Below are 15,790 nucleotides of genomic sequence, written 5' to 3'. Positions count from 1 at the left end.
GACCAGCAGGAAAGGAATTTGTTGCATGCCCGCCACCAGCGCCCCAACGGATATGCCCCAGGACATGCCCCTGAACGCGGCTTCCAGCCCCGTGACAAACGCCTCTGTCTGCCCCGAGGAAATTGCCCGCTTCAGCGCGCTGGCCCAGCAATGGTGGGACCCTACCGGCCCAATGCGCCCCCTGCACGCCATGAACACCGTGCGGACAGAGTGGATCAACCGCCACCTGCCCCTGCGCGGGCGGACATCGCGCCGGGTGCGGCTGCTCGATATTGGCTGTGGTGCGGGACTGGCCAGCGAATCGCTCGCCTCGGCCGGGCACGACGTGCTGGGGCTTGATGCCTCGGCTGACGGAATCGCCGCCGCACGCGCCCATCTGGAGGCCAATCCCCTGCCTGACGGCTCCGGCCCGCTGACCTACCGCAATGGCAGCGCGGAAGATCTGGTGGCCGAAGGGCAGCGTTTTGATGCCGTCATCGCGCTGGAAATCATCGAGCACGTAACCGACCCCGAAGCCTTCATGCAGATGCTCAGCGCACTGGTGGAGCCGGGCGGCACGGTTATTGTTTCAACCATGAACCGCACGCTGCGCTCGTTCGCTATCGGCAAAATCGGGGCAGAATACCTGCTGCGCCTACTGCCCGTGGGCACTCATGACTGGAAAAAATTCATTCGCCCGTCAGACCTCGCCCGTCAGGCCCGTATCGCGGGGCTGGATATGAAGACGATTACCGGCCTGACGCCCGGCCCCGCAGGCTGGGCCAATAGCTGGAAAGAAACGCGCGATCTGGGCGTGAACTACATCGCATCGTTCATAAAACGCTAAATCACCAGGCCCGGCGGCCCCCACGGTCTGGGGCGCCGCCAATGCGCTCTCAGGGCATTTTGCACATTGGCCCCATGCCGGGGCCTGTATAGCGCGTCCATGTCTGGGTCTGGCCAAACAATGGCAGGCCCAGATAGCCGCGCAGCTTGAGCACGTCTGGCCCATCATTCCAGATCTGGGCATCATATACATGCCCTGTGTCGGGGTCGAGAATATGCCCCTGCATTTTCCGGGCGTTGTCCTGCATGGTACGAAAACCCGTAAGCATCATCAGGTTGCATTCCACCTTGCCATCATGCCCACGCGGCACATCGGTACCATCGTAACGCATGCCTACAAGACGCCCGCACACGACATCACCACATTGCTGGATCAGAAAAACACCATCATGATCCTGACTGAGCCAGTAGCCCATGAGCTTCTCGTCCGTTGCCGCCGAGGCCGGTTGCAAGCTAACGCCGAGCACAAGCGCGCAGAACACGAATATGGCCATCCAGCCCCGAGCAATGCTCCCCAACCGCCGGCCTGAACGCACCACCATGCCCTGTCCATTCATGTGCTCTACTCCTTGCCGCAAGCCAGAAACGCGGGCACCTTGGGCAGGTGCTACATCCCTATCCGGTTTCCTGTCAGCTATCGGTCTTGCTTACCCACGGGATGGCATGGAACTCCACCCCCTCGTCATGCAGCATTTCACGATCCCGCGCACTCACATCACCATAGATGCCGCGCTCCGGCGCTTCACCATGATGAATGCGTAACGCTTCACGCGCGAAATGCTCACCCACATTTTCGCAATTTTTTTCAACCATTTCACGCATCTGCCGCATGGCCCCCATGACTTTTTCGGCCTCGCTCAGGCTCACGGGCGCGCGCTCACCCTGCCGGGCCGGAAGGGTATCGGGTTCCGGCACACCAGACTCAACCACCGTGTCCGCTCCGTCGTGCGACTGAGGAGCCGGCTCATGCCGCCGCCGGCCGCCACTGACAATAGCCGGAGCCATGGGGGCCTGATCAACATCAGCCGTGCCGCATTCGGTGCAGGAGAGCATACCGGCCGCCCGCAAGCGGCTGAAAGTCGCGCTGTCCCTGTACCATCCTTCAAACAGATGACCATCGGCACAGCGCAGGCGATAGCAGATCATCTTTTGCGCACTCTCCCTTCCAGCAGGCTTACCGGCTACCCTGTTCAGGCAATGCCAAGGCTGGCATCCAGCTTGCCCGTACGCTCCAGCGCCATCAGGTCATCACATCCGCCTAGCGCAGTATCCCCGACAAAAGTCTGCGGCACTGTAGTGCGCCCACCCGAACGACGAATGGACTCTTCACGCTCAGGCGTTCCGTGCGGCGCGTTGATTTCCCTGAACGGCACGTTCTTGCTTTGCAGCAGGGACACGGCGCGGCGGCAATATGGGCAACCGGGCTGCGTATAAATGACGATCTCTGGCATAAACTCTCTCTTGCTCTTTCTCTAACGCCCTTGGGCCTTTCCTCACACATAGTGACGGCAGGCAGGGTCTGACAGAGTGTTACAGCATTTCCTGCAAATCTATATCAAGTCCGGGCCGCTCGGGAACCACTCCCGCCACCAGCAGATGTACCTTTTGGGCACCTGCCTCGCGCAAGGCCGTGACACAGGCTGTCGCTGTTGCGCCGGTTGTCAGCATATCATCCACCAGCACCACCGTGCGCCCGCGCAGCAGGGTGCGCCTGCCCGCCCTTACCCGCATGACTCCTTGCATTTCGCGCTGCCGCGCCCCGCGAGAAAAACGTGCCAGCCGCACCGTAGCACGCAACCGCTCCAACACATCTGGCCCATAGTCCAACCCAAGCCCCCGTGCGATAGACCGGCCCAGCAAAGCGGCCTGATTATAACGGCGCGAGAGCAGCCGCCAACGATGCACCGGCACAGGCACCACCAGAACACCCGGCCCCAGAATATCCTGCCCGGCCCGGGCCATATGGCCCGCCAGAAAGGCCGCATAATCAAGCTGATCCGCGTATTTCAGCCGCAGGATCATGTCCCGTGCGCCAGCATCGTAGATGAAGGCAGCCCGCCCCTGCTCCCATGCCGGGTGCCGCCTCTCGCAGGTCGCGCATAAACCATCGCGCCCCAGAAGCGCACTGGAAGCCTGAGGCTGCGCGCAAGCCGCACAGCAGGGTGGCCCCAGAAGCGGCAGACGCACAAAGCATGTGCTACAAACCAGTCCGGCCTGCATGGTATCCGCCCCGCAGAGCAGACAGGAAGGCGGGTACAGCCTGTCCAGCACAAACCGGCCCGCATGCCGCAGCAGACGCACAACCAAGTCCTTGCCCTCCCCTCTATCCCCCAGCCTGCCCTCGATAGCGATACAGCCGGACTTGGCAAAACGGATGCAAACGCGCACACCAGCTTTATGAACACGCCTGCCATCTTTGACCACCACGCCATCAGGCTCCGCAGAGATCGCGCCGCCAGCAGGCTGGCTCTGGTCGGGCCTATTCTGGAGGCTGCAACGGCAATTCTTGCAGACCGGCTGGATGACGTTGCCCGGCCCTTTACCGCTGCACTGGACATAGGCGGGCGCGGACTGGTCGGGCCAATGTTGGCCGAGCGGCGCATTCCCGCACTATCCATGGATATTTCACCCCGGCTGGCAGCCCTGTCGGCCCCCCATGGCCTGTGCGCCAGCCCGGAATATCTGCCCTTTGCCCCCGCCAGCTTCGATCTTGTTGTAGCCTGCCTGTCCCTGCATTGGGTCAATGACCTGCCCGGCGCGTTCCTCCAGATCAGACAGAGCCTCAAACCTGATGGGCTGTTTCTGGCCTGTATGCCTATCCTGCCCACCCTGCGCCCGCTACGCACAGCCCTTGAGCGGGCTGAACTGGCGTTAAGCGATGGGGTTTCGCCCCGCGTTTCCCCCCTACCAACCCAGCAGGGCTGCGTACAGTTGCTGCAACGCGCGGGCTTTGCCCTGCCTGTGGTGGATAGTGAGCGATTAGACCTGCGTTACCGCTCTACTCTGGCACTACTAACCGACCTGCGTGCGGCAGGCGAAACCAGCGCTCTGGTGCAACGCCCGCGCCGTTTTACGTCCCGCGCGCTATTCGCCGCAGCGGCGGCAGAACTTGAGACCGGGCCTGAAAATACCGACACAGCAGCCTCTTATAAAAACAGTTCTGACGGATTTTCCATGCCACTGCACATGGCGGTGCTCTCCGGCTGGGCACCTGCGCCAACACAACCCCAGGCCCTGCAACCCGGTCAGTTCCAGCACGACCTGCGTGACGTCCTGTCTGAGACAAAAGGGGTGAGTTAACCCCCGGTGACACTCATATGCCGGGCTGGCCCGACCACCTGCCCCAGAGAAGGTTCAAGCATGAAATCGTGCCGGGCTGGCTTGCGGCCTATGGCCTGATCAATCATCCGGGCCAGAGCTGCATCATCTCCCCCGGCCCTCAACAGCCCACGCAGGTCTGCGCCGTCCTCCTGCCCCAGACAGGTATAAAGCCTGCCAGTGCATGACAGACGCACCCGGTTGCAGGTCGAGCAGAAATTATGGCTCAGCGGTGTAATAAAACCAAGGCGCTGCCCGGTCTCACCCACCCGCATATACCGCGCAGGCCCGCCGGTTCTGTGGGGGATGTCCTCCAATGTCCAGCGCTTGGCCAGATCAGCCCTGACCTCGGACAGCGGCAGATAACGCGCAATCCGGCTATCTCCGGTCTCACCCATGGGCATGGTTTCAATCAGGCACAGATCCGCGCCGATTTCGCCACACCATGCCAGCAGGGCATCAAACTCATCGTCATTCGTCCCGGCCATAGCCACTGTATTGATCCGCACAGCAAGCCCGGCCTCACGCGCGGCACGGATACCATCGAGGGTGGTTGCCAGCCTGCCGCGCCGGGTAATTTGCGCAAAACGCGCCGCATCAAGGGTATCAAGGCTGACATTCACGCGCTTTACACCTGCGCGCACGAGAAGCTCGGCAAATTCACCCAGCCTGCTTCCATTGGTTGTCAGCGTGATTTCGTCCAGCCGCTCAGGCTCATCACCCCGCCCCAGAAGCGGCTGAAGAGCGAGCAGAAAATGCCCGATGTCCTTGCGCACCAGCGGTTCGCCACCGGTGATACGTAGCCGCCTTACTCCCTGCCGCACAAAAACGCGGGCCAGACGCACCAGCTCGTCATAATCCAGAACATCGTCCCGTGGCAGAAAGGTCATGCTTTCCGACATGCAGTACAAGCACCGCATGTCGCACCTGTCTGTTACGGACAGGCGCAAGTAGGAAATCCGCCGTCCGGCGGGGTCCATGAAAGGGGACAACATTTGTCCTCTATATCAGTAACTGGAGAGGAACTGAAACATATATTCCCCGTAAGACACATATTCAAACCTGAAGGTACAGGCCCGATCGCGAACGGTGGCTCCAAGCGCAACGGGCGGCCTGACACACAGCCAGACCGCCCGCAACCATACGCAACGACAGGTTTAGTGCCCTGCGTTATCACCCGAGAAATCAGGACTGGACAGGCCAGACTGCTCAAGCTGCTCCACCAGAGCCGCCTTCAGCCGTTCCAGACCTGCTGTATCAAGCCCTTCTGCCCGCGCGACCAGCACCGCCTGCGTGTTGGAGGCACGCAGCAGCCACCAGCCATCGGGCGTGTTCACCCGCACGCCATCAATTTCAGACACATCAGCCCCGGCTTTACGCAGGCGCTCGGCAACTTCCTCAATCACCTTGAACTTGCGATGGTCATCGCAATCAAAGCGCACTTCCGGGGTGGAAATGGTCTCAGGCAGAGACTCGCGGAAAACCGAAAGCGGTTCATCCATACGGGCCAGAATATCCAGCGCACGCACACCGCCGTACAGGGCATCATCAAAGCCGTACCATTTATCGGCAAAGAAGATATGGCCCGACATTTCACCCGCCAGCGGCGAGCCGGTTTCAGCCATCTTGGACTTGATCAGCGAATGGCCGGTGCGCCACATCAACGGCTTGCCGCCCGCGCGTGCAACCTCGTCAAACAGCACCTGACTGGCCTTCACATCCGCAATGATGGTGGCACCCGGATGGGTCTTGAGCACATCACGCGCCAGAAGGATAAGGGTCTGGTCACCCCACAGAATTTCGCCCTTGTTGTCCACCAGACCGATCCGGTCGGCATCGCCATCAAAGGCAATCCCCACATCGGCATTGTTATCGCGCACAACGCTGATCAGTTGCTGGAGGTTTTTGGCAACCGTCGGGTCGGGATGATGAGCGGGGAAAGTCCCATCAATAGCGGCATTGAGCACGATATGCTCACCCGGGAGTGCTGCCACCAGCTTTTCCAGAATTTCGCCTGCCGAGCTGTTGCCGTTATCCCAGACAATCTTCAGCTTACGCTCACCGCCGACATAGTCCTTGGCCAGACGGGCAACATAGTCATCGCGCACATCTGCTTCGCGCACGCTGCCTTCTTCACGCGCGACAACATTGCCCTGCGCGGCAAGCTCACCCAGTTCCTTGATCTGAGCGCCAAAGAACGGCTTGCCAGCCAGCATCATCTTGAAGCCGTTATAGTCCGGCGGGTTATGGCTACCCGTCACCATGATCGCGCCATCAGCCTCAAAGATCGCTGATGCGTAATACAGCATCGGGGTAGGGCCACGGCCCACGCGGGTTACTTCCAGACCGCACTCGACCGCGCCCTGCACCAGTGCTTCTTCCAGCATGGGGGATGACAGGCGACCATCATAACCGACCACGAGCGTACGCCCGCCATTACGACGAACCATGCTGCCGAATGTGCGCCCGATAGCGAAGGCATCTTCAGCACTCAGGGTTTTTCCGACAATCCCGCGAATATCGTACTCACGCAGACTGGTCGCGTCGAAATTGTGGGAAAACGTCATTATTTCTGCCCCTCATACTTGGGCAGGAAGGCGCGCACACCCTCAGCCAGTTCAGGGCGCTGCAAGGCAAAAGCAATCTGTGCCTCAAGGAAGCCCAGCTTGTTGCCGCAGTCGTAACGCGTGCCTTCATAGCGCAGGCCGTAGAAGGGAACTTCGCCAATGGTTTTAGCCATGGCGTCCGTCAACTGCACTTCGCCGCCTGCACCGCGTTCCAGCTTGGCCAGATGCTGCATGACATGCGGGGTCAGCACGTAACGCCCGATAATGGACAGGTTGGAGGGCGCATCTTCCGGCTTGGGCTTTTCAACCAGCCCACGCACTTCGACCAGACGCCCGTCATCCTTGCCAATATCCAGAATACCATAACGATTTGTGTGCTCACGCGGCACTTCGGACACGGCAACAACACTGCCGCCAGTCTCGTTATAGGCTTCGGCCAGTTGTTTGAGGCAGCCCTTTTCAGACTGCACAAGGTCATCGGGAAGCAGAATGGCAAAGGGATCATCGCCAATAAAGGAACGTGCACACCAGATGGCGTGACCCAGACCCAGCGGCTCCTGCTGGCGTACGGCCATGAGCGAACCGGCCTGAATGGAGCTGGGGCCAAGCGCCTCCAGACAATCCAGCTTGTTGCGTTCTTTCAGCGTGGTTTCAAGCTCATAGGCAATATCGAAATAATCAATCAGGGAATCCTTGCCGCGCCCTGTGATCAGACAGAACTCCTCGATACCCGCCGCGCGCGCTTCGTCGATCGCATACTGGATAAGGGGCTTGTCAACAACCGGCAGCATTTCTTTGGGCATGGCCTTGGTGGCCGGCAGAAAGCGCGTTCCCAGCCCTGCAACCGGCAGAACTGCTTTACGTAAAGGCTTGGGTTTGGACACGAATGCACACCTTAGAAAATCACGTTAAGTCTCAACCATTCAGACCAGCCGCACGACAGGTCGCCGCTGACTGCTCCGCGCCACCAGACCGGAACACGCTGCCACCTGCTATAGTTGCAGGCAACCCCTGTCCACTCCGCCAGCTAATAGCGTCTCTTGTTACATATCTCCGCTCGCGCGGCCATTCCCATAGATAGGAAAAGAACGGCGTGAATATGACAGGCCAGAGGCTAAAATCGGATTGGTGCTTAATCTGAAGACACAAAAACAGGCCCTCCCCTTAACAGGGAGGGATTCTGAATTTGTCATTTTTCTGGAGAAAAATGGTGCGGTCGAGAAGACTCGAACTTCCACGGGGTTTCCCCCACAAGCACCTCAAGCTTGCGCGTCTACCATTCCGCCACGACCGCCCGTGACAACCGGCACCGAAAAGGCGATACCGTGTGGTGAGAGGCATATAACCGAACCATGGACACGCGGCAATGACCAAAGAACATATTTTGTGGGAAATCAGTAAAAAAACAGTTCCTTACCCACAGGCCCTGTCGCGTATGGAGCAAATCGCGCGCGACATCAGGGCTGAGGAGGCTCCCGAACGCGTCTGGCTGCTTGAGCACCCCCCCCTTTACACAGCGGGCACCTCCGCCAAAGCGGAAGACCTGTTCAATCCCTCTGGCTACCCCACCTACCCTGCAGGCCGTGGTGGCCAGTGGACGTATCACGGGCCGGGCCAGCGTATCGCTTACGTCATGCTGGATCTGCAACGTGCGCATGGGATTAGCCCGGCCCGCGATCTGCGCGCCTATGTCCAAGCTCTTGAGCGCTGGATCATTACTGCTCTGGCACGCTTTGGTATTGCAGGCGAAGTGCGCGAAGGACGTGTTGGAGTCTGGGTGCGCGACCCGGTCAGCGGGATGGAAGAAAAAATCGCTGCGATTGGTGTCAGGGTTTCGCGCTGGGTGAGTTGGCACGGCATCGCCATCAACGTTGCCCCCAGACTGGAGGATTTTGACGGAATCGTGCCCTGCGGCATCCGGGAGTTTGGCGTTACCAGCTTTCGCCGCCTTGGGCTTGATACGGATATGGCCGCGCTGGATATGGCGCTGGCGGAGTGCTGGCCCGCCATTTTTGGCAGCCAGCCCTCCGCCTTGCAGACTGTGGAGCCTAGCCTGATCCCAGCGTGATCAGGGTTACACGGCGTCGTTCATCAACAATCTGTAGTTGGTATAATGACAGACGCCCGGCAGAATCGTGAAAGCGCAGGGTCACCAGCCCCTGCGAGGGATTATCCGTCCGGGCGAGAGAAAGCTGGAGCACACCGGGAGCATGGCGGATGTCGGTTACCATGACCGCTCCGCCCAGACGCACCGGATTATCCAGCAGCAACCCAAGAGGGTTACGTGCAAGCCCGATACGGGTTTCAGCCCCGGTCGCGCTATCCGTAAACACGGCATGTCGCCCTTCGGCATGCAGCGTCATAAGGTGCGGCGCGGTAAAGCGCATATCCAGATAGCCGGGGTGATAGGCCAGAGCGCCGCTTCCCTCCGCGCCATCAGGCCAGACCTGCGAAAACGGGGCGGCCTTGAGGTCAACCGTGTGAAAATATGCCTCGACCCGCGCGATGTCGTGTTCTGACGAGGCATTCCTTGCCTCCTGCCCCGCACATGCGGCCAGCAGCAGGGGCAGCAGCAGTGCGCCGCGCCTGATCATGCGCCACAAGGTCATGCCACGTGGCTTTCTTCTTCCTGCGGGGTGCGCAGGGTCAGAGCCAGTGCGTGCAAGCCGCTGCCCAGTTCATCAGCCAGCACCTCATGCACCATGCGCGAACGATTGACCCGGCTGACGCCATCAAACGCGCCAGAGACAATCAGCATGCGGAAATGCGTCTCACTGGCCCCAGCCTCCGGCCCACGCACCATGGAAACATGATGCGCATGGCGGCTGCTTTCATCGAGCATTTCAAGCCGCTCAGGCTTAAAGGCCGCATCCAGTTTCTGGCGCATGCGCTCGGCGCGTGCTTTGGAGGGAACAGAACCCGTGGCAGAATCCGAAAGACTGCTCATATCGGCATTAACCTCTTGCGACTGATGCGTTTGCAACGCAAATAACAGGAAATGACCAAGCCAAGGAACACCCGCACCCGCGCGTTTGACCCGGACCCCGACGCGCCGCAGCGTTGCTGCGACATGCCGAACTGCTCAAACGCGGCAGGCTACCGCGCACCCCGCTCACGCGAGACGCTGAACCAGTATTACTGGTTCTGCCTCGAACATGTGCGTGAGTATAACGCGCGATGGGATTACTACAAAGGCATGAGCCCGGGCCAGATAGAAGCGCATCTGCGGGCCGATGCCCGGTGGGACCGCCCGACATGGACCTTTGGTCAGGCAGGCTCACCCAAAAACCACAACACTACGGAAGAAGACATACTCGACCCGCTGGACATTCTGGGCCGCAGCCGCCGCAGCCGGGCGGAGCAGGCGCGTGCGCGCACAACCCCCGCGGCCCCTCCGCCCCTACGTGAAGCGCTGGCGGTGCTTGGCCTGCCCTGGCCCGTTTCCATGGAAGACGCCAAAATACAGTATCGCACGCTGGCACGCCGCCACCACCCCGATACCAACAATGGCGACCGCAAGGCGGAAGAGCGGCTTAAACAGATCAATGTAGCCTTTACCATGCTTCGCACACATCTGATGTCAGAAGACCTCGAAAAAACAGACTGATCATGTATCCTGCACCTGCCAGACCCGGCAGGCCCGCAGGGCGTTTCACCTTACGACCAGACGGATCATCATGACGGACATTTCCACCCAGCCCTCATCAGGCGACATGCCCCCCATCTCGGCCATTTCCGTTCCCGACCTGAACGTGTCTGTCCGTGAGGTCTTCGGCCTTGATACCGACATGACCGTTCCGGCCTTTTCAATCCGCACGGATCATGTACCGCCGATCGATCCGGCCTATCTGTTCGACCACGACACCACGCTGGCCATTCTGGCCGGGTTTGCCTTCAACCGCCGCGTTATGGTGCAGGGCTTCCACGGCACCGGCAAATCCTCGCATGTGGAACAAATCGCCGCCCGACTGAACTGGCCGTGCATTCGCATCAACCTCGACAGCCATGTCTCGCGCATCGACCTCGTTGGCAAGGACGCCATCGTGGTACGCGATGGCCAGCAGATTACCGAGTTTCAGGAAGGCCTGCTGCCGTGGTGCCTGCAACGCCCCTGTGCGCTCGTGTTTGATGAATACGATGCCGGTCGGCCCGATGTGATGTTTGTCATCCAGCGCGTGCTGGAAGTGGAAGGCAAACTGACCCTGCTGGATCAGAACCGCGTCATTACGCCCAACCCATGGTTCCGCCTGTTCGCAACGGCCAATACCGTCGGACTGGGCGACACCACCGGCCTGTATCACGGCACGCAGCAGATCAATCAGGGCCAGATGGATCGCTGGAACATCGTCACCTCGCTCAACTACCTGCCCCACAAGCAGGAGGTCGGCATTGTCTGCTCACGCATGGGCATTGCGGAAAACGACACGCAGGCCCGCGCCAAAATCGACCAGATGGTGGCCCTTGCCGCACTCACGCGCGCGGGTTTCATGGCAGGCGATCTTTCTACCGTCATGTCGCCCCGCTCTGTCATAGCCTGGGCCGAGAACGATCAGATTTTCAAAGATACGGCCTTTGCCTTCCGTGTAACGTTCCTGAACAAATGCGACGAGGCCGAGCGCGCCATGGTGGCAGAATATTACCAGCGCTGCTTCAATAGCAGCCCGCTGCCTGCCCGCACGGCATAATACCCCACACCGGAGCAGGGCTGGTTCATGGCTGACACAACACAAGACCCGCCAAAAAACCCGGCGGCGCTTTTACCCCGCCTCTCACGGGAGGAGGCGGAAAAACGCGCCGATGCCTTTCGGCAGGCCACCGCCGCCACCCTGCGCGCCATGGGCGGCGGGCAGGAAGCGGATGTGTCGTTCCATAGCGGCAACATGCCTCTGGCTCCGCTCAGCCTTGGCGGCAAAGTACGCCTGCAAAACCCCTCGCTCTCCCTGAACGAGGAAGAAAAACAGCGCCTGCGTGGCGTAGCCGATGCACAGGCCCTGCGCCTGAAACATCATGACTTTGCCCTGCACGCTGCGCGCCAGCCCGCAGAAACCACGGCGCGCGAAGTGTATGATGCACTGGAGCAGGCCCGTATCGAATCGCTTGGCTCTCGCCATATGCGCGGGGTCGCTGCCAATTTGCGCCAACGCCTTGAGCAGGACGTACAGGCTGCCGGGCTGGAACGCCTGACAGACCCCACTCAGCTTTCTCCCGTTGTCGGACTTGAACTGCTGGCGCGTGAAAAGCTGACCGGCGAGCCCATGCCACAGGCCGCACGCGCCATTGTGGAAAAATGGAAAGCTACCCTGCCCCCGCAAGCTCTGAATGTGCTCGATACACTGGCGCGCGATCAGGAAAGCCAGACAGCCTACGCCCGCGCCACCCGACGGCTACTGGCCGCCTGCGCCTTGGCAGAAGACGACACGGCACAGGAAAACGACGACACCAGCGAAGAACCGGGCGGCGATACGTCGGATATGCCCGAAGGCGCTGCCGAACAGCCCCCGGCCGACCAGCAGGAACAAGGCCCGGAGCAGGAGCCAGACCTTGAAGACGCCGTAAGCCAGCCGCAACTTATGGCAGGCAGTGGCGACAGTGCCCCCGATACCGGAGAAGACGAGCAGGATGCAGGCTCGGCAGAAGGCACGGGCGAAGCTGCTGGCCCCGGTAGCCGGGCGGAGATAGACCCCGGCGATACAGCCCGCGGCTACCATGCCTACACCACACGTTTCGATGAGGAAGTGCCGGCTGAAGACCTGTGCGACCCGGAAGAACTCTCCCGCCTACGCCACCAGCTTGACCTGCAACTGGCGACTTTGCACGGTGTTGTCTCGCGCCTTGCCAACCGCCTGCAACGGCGCCTGATGGCGCAGCAGACCCGTTCATGGTCATTCGATCTGGAAGAGGGCATGCTGGATGCGGGCAGGCTGTCACGCATTGTGGCCAATCCGTCTCTCTCGCTTTCCTACAAACAGGAACGGGAGACGGAGTTCCGCGATACGGTTGTAACCCTGCTGCTGGATAATTCCGGCTCCATGCGGGGGCGGCCCATTTCTGTCGCCGCAGCCTGTGGCGATATTCTGGCCCGCACGCTTGAGCGCTGCAACGTAAAGGTGGAAATTCTCGGCTTTACCACCCGCGCATGGAAAGGCGGGCAAAGCCGCGAACAATGGCTGACAGACCATAAGCCCGCCAACCCCGGCAGGCTCAATGACCTGCGGCACATCATCTACAAAGCAGCAGATACCCCATGGCGGCGTACACGCACCAATCTGGGCCTGATGCTACGCGAAGGGCTGCTGAAAGAAAATATCGACGGCGAAGCCCTGCTCTGGGCATGGAAACGCCTGAAAAACCGTCCTGAAGCCCGCAAGATCCTGATGGTTATCTCAGATGGCGCACCGGTGGATGACAGCACATTATCGGTCAATCCCGCCTCTTATCTGGAAGACCACCTGCGCGAAGTAATCGCCCTGATAGAAAACCGCAGCCCGGTGGAACTGACCGCAATAGGCATTGGCCACGATGTTACCCGCTATTACCAGAAAGCCGTCACCATAACCGACGCAGAAGAACTCGGCGGTACCATGCTACAGGCCCTATCGAGCCTGTTTACCGCCCCCACCGGAAGAGCCTGAACCTCATCCTCCACGGCAGGGATTAATCGCAAGCCCCACCGTGGAGATGCTTTCAGATGATAGGCTCGTTACCGGGCTCGTAACTACAGATTTCCCTATCAGCGATTTTCATGAGAATGCTGCCCAGTTCGGTTTTCTCGATCGCCCGTGCCTGCTCACGCAGTTGGTCTGCGTCAATGAAGCTCATGTGGAAGGCCACTTCCTCAGGACAGCCCACAAGGTTGCCCTGCCTGTCCTGAATGGTCTGCACAAAGGTCGCGGCCTGTAGCAAAGACTGCGGCGTTCCCGCATCCAGCCAGGCAACGCCCCGGCCCAGCCGTTCTACCCGCATGGCGTTCTTGTGCAGGTAGATATTATTCAGATCGGTAATTTCGAGTTCATTACGCAAAGACGGTTTGATACGCCGCGCATAATCGGTCACATGCCGGTCATAAAAATATAGTCCGGTCACCGCCCAGTTCGATGGGGGTGTCACCGGCTTTTCCACTATATCCGCAGGCTTGCCCGCCTGATCGAAGGCCAGAATGCCATACCGCTCGGGGTCTCTGACCTGATAGGCAAAAATTGTCGCACCCTCGGTGCGCGCACTGGCCTTGCGCAGCATAATGGACAGATAGCTGCCATGAATGAGGTTATCCCCCAGAATCAGGGCGCAGCCTTCTCCATCAATCCATTTTTCACCAATCAGGAATGCCTGCGCCAGCCCTTCCGGCTTTGGCTGCTCCGCATAAGAAATCCTTACACCCAGATGCGCACCATCACGCAGGAGCGCCCGAAACTGCGGCAGGTCATGCGGGGTGGCAATGATCAGGATATCCCGAATACCCGCGAGCATCAGCGTGCATAGCGGATAGTAAATCATTGGCTTGTCGAATATCGGCAGAAGCTGTTTGGAAATAATCTGGGTAACAGGATAAAGCCGCGTGCCAGAACCACCTGCGAGGATGATACCTTTCCTGATCATGACATAACTCCCAGACGGTGCCCTGAGTATTTTTCCCGGCGAATATCCTCCCACCACGAACGGTGCTCAAGATACCACGATAAGGTTGCCGCCAGCCCATGCTCGAAATCGTGCGCGGCTTTCCAGTTCAGCGCCTGCTCGGCAAAGGATGGATCAATTTCATAGCGATGATCATGTCCCGGCCGATCCGGCACATGGGTAATCAGCCGTTCACGCGCACCGTGCGGGCTAGGCATTGTCTGATCAACCAAGGCACAGATGGCTTTTACAACATCAATATTCCGGCGCGGCTGCCGCGCTCCTATACAGTAAGTCTGCCCCGGCACACCGTGTGTAAGCACCTTGAGCAGGGCTTGCGCATGGTCTTCCACAAACAGCCAGTCACGAATATTTCTGCCATCGCCGTAAACCGGCAGAGGCCGTTCTTCAATCGCATTGATTAGAACAAGAGGGATCAGCTTTTCCGGAAATTGCCACGGGCCGTAATTATTGGTCGTATTAGAAACAATCACTGGCAACCCATAAGTGTGCATCCATGCCCGCGCCAGATGATCGGATGCCGCCTTGGAGGCCGAATACGGACTGCGGGGGTCATAAGGCGTTGTCTCGTTAAACGCAGGCGCCCTATCAGACAGAGCCCCGAAGACCTCATCTGTTGAAATATGCATGAAACGGAATTTTTCTTTCCGCTCGCTGCTCAACCCGTTGAAATACTCCCGCGCGGCTTCCAGCATAACGGAGGTTCCAACAATATTCGTCTGAATAAAAGCCGCTGACCCTTCAATCGAGCGGTCCACATGACTTTCTGCTGCCAGATGCATAACCGCATCCGGCTGATACCGCACAAAAACATCGCGGATACTTTGCGCATCGCAAATATCAAGCCGCAGCAGCGTATGGTCAGGATGGAGGAGCATATCCTCCAACGCCGCTTCCGATGCCGCGTAAGTCATCCTGTCGATATTGATAATGCTATGCCCTGCGTCCCGGATGGCCTGCCTGATCACTGCTGAGCCAATGAAGCCACAACCGCCGGTCAACAGGATTTTCATTTTATATCTCGCAGAGAAAACTGTTTTTTAAATTATACTCTGGCCTCCCTAACATACCAAAAGCAGTGAGGTAAGTAGAAACAGTCACGTGCATCCGCCCCGGGCGGCCGCCCCCGCCGCCATTGACAACGATACAGGCATTTCAATACAATTAACCTAACTTTTTAAAAAACAGACACGTACACAAAGGCAAAAACAATGCAGGAATTTTATTCAGGTCTTGCCGAAATTCTGGAAGTTGAACCCGAAACCATTACACCCGACTTCAAACTTGATGAAGAACAGTGGGATTCAATGGCGATCATTTCCTGCGTTGCCTTGATTGATGAAGTGTATGGCCAGCTTGTTTCCGGCAGTGCACTGGTTGAATGTAAAATAGTAGCAGATATCCAAAACCTCGTTTCCAAATCGGCCTAAAGTAAAGAGCAGCAT

The 15,790-nt window shown here is 59.1% G+C and carries 18 protein-coding genes and 1 tRNA gene; 7 read left to right on the top strand and 12 right to left on the bottom strand.

The genetic code is table 11. From position 1 onward, the window contains the following. The first annotated feature begins 64 nt into the window (after nt 1-64). On the top strand, nt 65-826 hold the full coding sequence (gene ubiG, locus J2D75_RS02770) for a bifunctional 2-polyprenyl-6-hydroxyphenol methylase/3-demethylubiquinol 3-O-methyltransferase UbiG (RefSeq protein ID WP_207852870.1): 762 nt from the start codon (nt 65-67) through the stop codon (nt 824-826). A 49-nt stretch (nt 827-875) separates the two neighbouring features. Here the strand turns inward: ubiG and J2D75_RS02765 are convergent, their stop codons facing one another. The 4 genes from J2D75_RS02765 to J2D75_RS02750 form a co-directional block, all read right to left on the bottom strand. Then, nucleotides 876-1,319 carry a DUF2147 domain-containing protein gene (locus tag J2D75_RS02765; protein WP_408736731.1) on the bottom strand — a complete coding sequence of 148 codons (444 nt, stop codon included), beginning with the start codon at nt 1,317-1,319 and terminating at the stop codon, nt 876-878. A gap of 136 nt (nt 1,320-1,455) precedes the next feature. Next, complete coding sequence (locus J2D75_RS02760) at nt 1,456-1,971, bottom strand: DUF1178 family protein (RefSeq protein ID WP_207852443.1); 516 nt, start codon at nt 1,969-1,971, stop codon at nt 1,456-1,458. 44 nt (nt 1,972-2,015) lie between these two features. Continuing rightward, nucleotides 2,016-2,276, bottom strand: a complete 261-nt coding sequence (gene grxC / locus J2D75_RS02755; protein ID WP_207852441.1) for a glutaredoxin 3 — start codon at nt 2,274-2,276, stop codon at nt 2,016-2,018. A gap of 79 nt (nt 2,277-2,355) precedes the next feature. Continuing rightward, the gene (locus tag J2D75_RS02750) at nt 2,356-3,126 is read right to left on the bottom strand and encodes a double zinc ribbon domain-containing protein (protein WP_265782569.1); all 771 of its coding nucleotides are present in this window, start codon (nt 3,124-3,126) and stop codon (nt 2,356-2,358) included. A gap of 96 nt (nt 3,127-3,222) precedes the next feature. Between J2D75_RS02750 and J2D75_RS02745 the strand changes: the two genes are divergently transcribed. After that, a complete protein-coding gene (locus J2D75_RS02745) occupies nt 3,223-4,125 on the top strand; it encodes a methyltransferase domain-containing protein (RefSeq protein WP_207852860.1) in 903 nt (300 codons plus the stop codon). On the opposite strand, the gene moaA is transcribed toward J2D75_RS02745, so the two are convergent. From moaA to J2D75_RS02725, 4 genes are all read right to left on the bottom strand, one after another. Beyond that, nucleotides 4,122-5,138: a GTP 3',8-cyclase MoaA gene (gene moaA, locus J2D75_RS02740; RefSeq protein ID WP_207852437.1), complete on the bottom strand. Its 1,017-nt coding sequence runs from the start codon at nt 5,136-5,138 to the stop codon at nt 4,122-4,124. The genes J2D75_RS02745 and moaA overlap by 4 nt on opposite strands. Nucleotides 5,139-5,300: 162 nt before the next feature. Then, nucleotides 5,301-6,710 carry a phosphoglucomutase/phosphomannomutase PgmG gene (gene pgmG / locus J2D75_RS02735; protein WP_207852435.1) on the bottom strand — a complete coding sequence of 470 codons (1,410 nt, stop codon included), beginning with the start codon at nt 6,708-6,710 and terminating at the stop codon, nt 5,301-5,303. Further along, nucleotides 6,710-7,594 (bottom strand): UTP--glucose-1-phosphate uridylyltransferase GalU, encoded by an 885-nt coding sequence (gene galU / locus J2D75_RS02730; protein ID WP_207852433.1) that lies wholly within the window; start codon nt 7,592-7,594, stop codon nt 6,710-6,712. The genes pgmG and galU overlap by 1 nt, the downstream gene beginning before the upstream one ends. 324 nt (nt 7,595-7,918) lie before the next feature. Further along, nucleotides 7,919-8,004 (bottom strand) — tRNA-Leu (locus tag J2D75_RS02725). A gap of 72 nt (nt 8,005-8,076) precedes the next feature. On the opposite strand from J2D75_RS02725, the gene lipB reads away from it, so the two are divergent. After that, nucleotides 8,077-8,778, top strand: coding sequence for a lipoyl(octanoyl) transferase LipB (lipB, locus tag J2D75_RS02720; RefSeq protein WP_207852432.1), 702 nt, complete (start codon nt 8,077-8,079; stop codon nt 8,776-8,778). Here lipB and J2D75_RS02715 read toward each other — a convergent pair. Next, nucleotides 8,759-9,304: a LolA family protein gene (locus J2D75_RS02715; protein ID WP_243428396.1), complete on the bottom strand. Its 546-nt coding sequence runs from the start codon at nt 9,302-9,304 to the stop codon at nt 8,759-8,761. The two genes, lipB and J2D75_RS02715, sit on opposite strands and share 20 nt — an antisense overlap. Before the next feature lie 11 nt (nt 9,305-9,315). Further along, nucleotides 9,316-9,657, bottom strand: a complete 342-nt coding sequence (locus J2D75_RS02710) for a BolA family protein (protein WP_207852428.1) — start codon at nt 9,655-9,657, stop codon at nt 9,316-9,318. Nucleotides 9,658-9,708: 51 nt separating this feature from the next. Here J2D75_RS02710 and J2D75_RS02705 point away from each other — a divergent pair, with 51 nt between their 5' ends. The 3 genes from J2D75_RS02705 to J2D75_RS02695 all read left to right on the top strand — a co-directional run bounded on the left by J2D75_RS02705 (nt 9,709) and on the right by J2D75_RS02695 (nt 13,342). Next, complete coding sequence (locus J2D75_RS02705; RefSeq protein ID WP_207852426.1) at nt 9,709-10,317, top strand: J domain-containing protein; 609 nt, start codon at nt 9,709-9,711, stop codon at nt 10,315-10,317. Nucleotides 10,318-10,387: 70 nt separating this feature from the next. Then, nucleotides 10,388-11,395, top strand: coding sequence for an AAA family ATPase (locus tag J2D75_RS02700; protein ID WP_207852424.1), 1,008 nt, complete (start codon nt 10,388-10,390; stop codon nt 11,393-11,395). A gap of 27 nt (nt 11,396-11,422) precedes the next feature. Further along, nucleotides 11,423-13,342, top strand: a complete 1,920-nt coding sequence (locus J2D75_RS02695) for a cobaltochelatase CobT-related protein (RefSeq protein WP_207852422.1) — start codon at nt 11,423-11,425, stop codon at nt 13,340-13,342. A 52-nt stretch (nt 13,343-13,394) separates the two neighbouring features. On the opposite strand, the gene rfbA is transcribed toward J2D75_RS02695, so the two are convergent. Together rfbA and rfbB are read right to left on the bottom strand one after the other, a co-directional pair. Then, complete coding sequence (gene rfbA, locus J2D75_RS02690) at nt 13,395-14,306, bottom strand: glucose-1-phosphate thymidylyltransferase RfbA (protein WP_207852420.1); 912 nt, start codon at nt 14,304-14,306, stop codon at nt 13,395-13,397. Continuing rightward, on the bottom strand, nt 14,303-15,358 hold the full coding sequence (gene rfbB / locus J2D75_RS02685) for a dTDP-glucose 4,6-dehydratase (RefSeq protein WP_207852418.1): 1,056 nt from the start codon (nt 15,356-15,358) through the stop codon (nt 14,303-14,305). The genes rfbA and rfbB overlap by 4 nt, the downstream gene beginning before the upstream one ends. A 198-nt stretch (nt 15,359-15,556) precedes the next feature. On the opposite strand from rfbB, the gene J2D75_RS02680 reads away from it, so the two are divergent. After that, nucleotides 15,557-15,775: an acyl carrier protein gene (locus J2D75_RS02680; protein WP_207852417.1), complete on the top strand. Its 219-nt coding sequence runs from the start codon at nt 15,557-15,559 to the stop codon at nt 15,773-15,775. The last annotated feature ends 15 nt before the right edge of the window (nt 15,776-15,790 follow it).

The sequence above is a fragment of the Acetobacter suratthaniensis genome, assembly GCF_017377745.1.
GTDB lineage: Bacteria > Pseudomonadota > Alphaproteobacteria > Acetobacterales > Acetobacteraceae > Acetobacter > Acetobacter suratthaniensis.
The sequence above is the reverse complement of the archived record's forward strand: the minus strand, read 5'-3'. Positions and strand labels throughout refer to the sequence as shown.

Coding starts and splice junctions, on each gene's coding strand:
- J2D75_RS02700 (WP_207852424.1), top strand. CDS start 10,388: ATGACGGACATTTCCACCCAGCCCTCATCAGGCGACATGCCCCCCATC.
- ubiG (WP_207852870.1), top strand. CDS start 65: ATGCCCCTGAACGCGGCTTCCAGCCCCGTGACAAACGCCTCTGTCTGC.
- rfbA (WP_207852420.1), bottom strand. CDS start 14,306: ATGATCAGGAAAGGTATCATCCTCGCAGGTGGTTCTGGCACGCGGCTT.
- rfbB (WP_207852418.1), bottom strand. CDS start 15,358: ATGAAAATCCTGTTGACCGGCGGTTGTGGCTTCATTGGCTCAGCAGTG.
- J2D75_RS02745 (WP_207852860.1), top strand. CDS start 3,223: ATGAACACGCCTGCCATCTTTGACCACCACGCCATCAGGCTCCGCAGA.
- moaA (WP_207852437.1), bottom strand. CDS start 5,138: ATGTTGTCCCCTTTCATGGACCCCGCCGGACGGCGGATTTCCTACTTG.
- grxC (WP_207852441.1), bottom strand. CDS start 2,276: ATGCCAGAGATCGTCATTTATACGCAGCCCGGTTGCCCATATTGCCGC.
- J2D75_RS02760 (WP_207852443.1), bottom strand. CDS start 1,971: ATGATCTGCTATCGCCTGCGCTGTGCCGATGGTCATCTGTTTGAAGGA.
- J2D75_RS02695 (WP_207852422.1), top strand. CDS start 11,423: ATGGCTGACACAACACAAGACCCGCCAAAAAACCCGGCGGCGCTTTTA.
- J2D75_RS02765 (WP_408736731.1), bottom strand. CDS start 1,319: ATGGCCATATTCGTGTTCTGCGCGCTTGTGCTCGGCGTTAGCTTGCAA.
- J2D75_RS02710 (WP_207852428.1), bottom strand. CDS start 9,657: ATGAGCAGTCTTTCGGATTCTGCCACGGGTTCTGTTCCCTCCAAAGCA.
- J2D75_RS02705 (WP_207852426.1), top strand. CDS start 9,709: ATGACCAAGCCAAGGAACACCCGCACCCGCGCGTTTGACCCGGACCCC.
- J2D75_RS02680 (WP_207852417.1), top strand. CDS start 15,557: ATGCAGGAATTTTATTCAGGTCTTGCCGAAATTCTGGAAGTTGAACCC.
- J2D75_RS02715 (WP_243428396.1), bottom strand. CDS start 9,304: ATGATCAGGCGCGGCGCACTGCTGCTGCCCCTGCTGCTGGCCGCATGT.
- pgmG (WP_207852435.1), bottom strand. CDS start 6,710: ATGACGTTTTCCCACAATTTCGACGCGACCAGTCTGCGTGAGTACGAT.
- lipB (WP_207852432.1), top strand. CDS start 8,077: ATGACCAAAGAACATATTTTGTGGGAAATCAGTAAAAAAACAGTTCCT.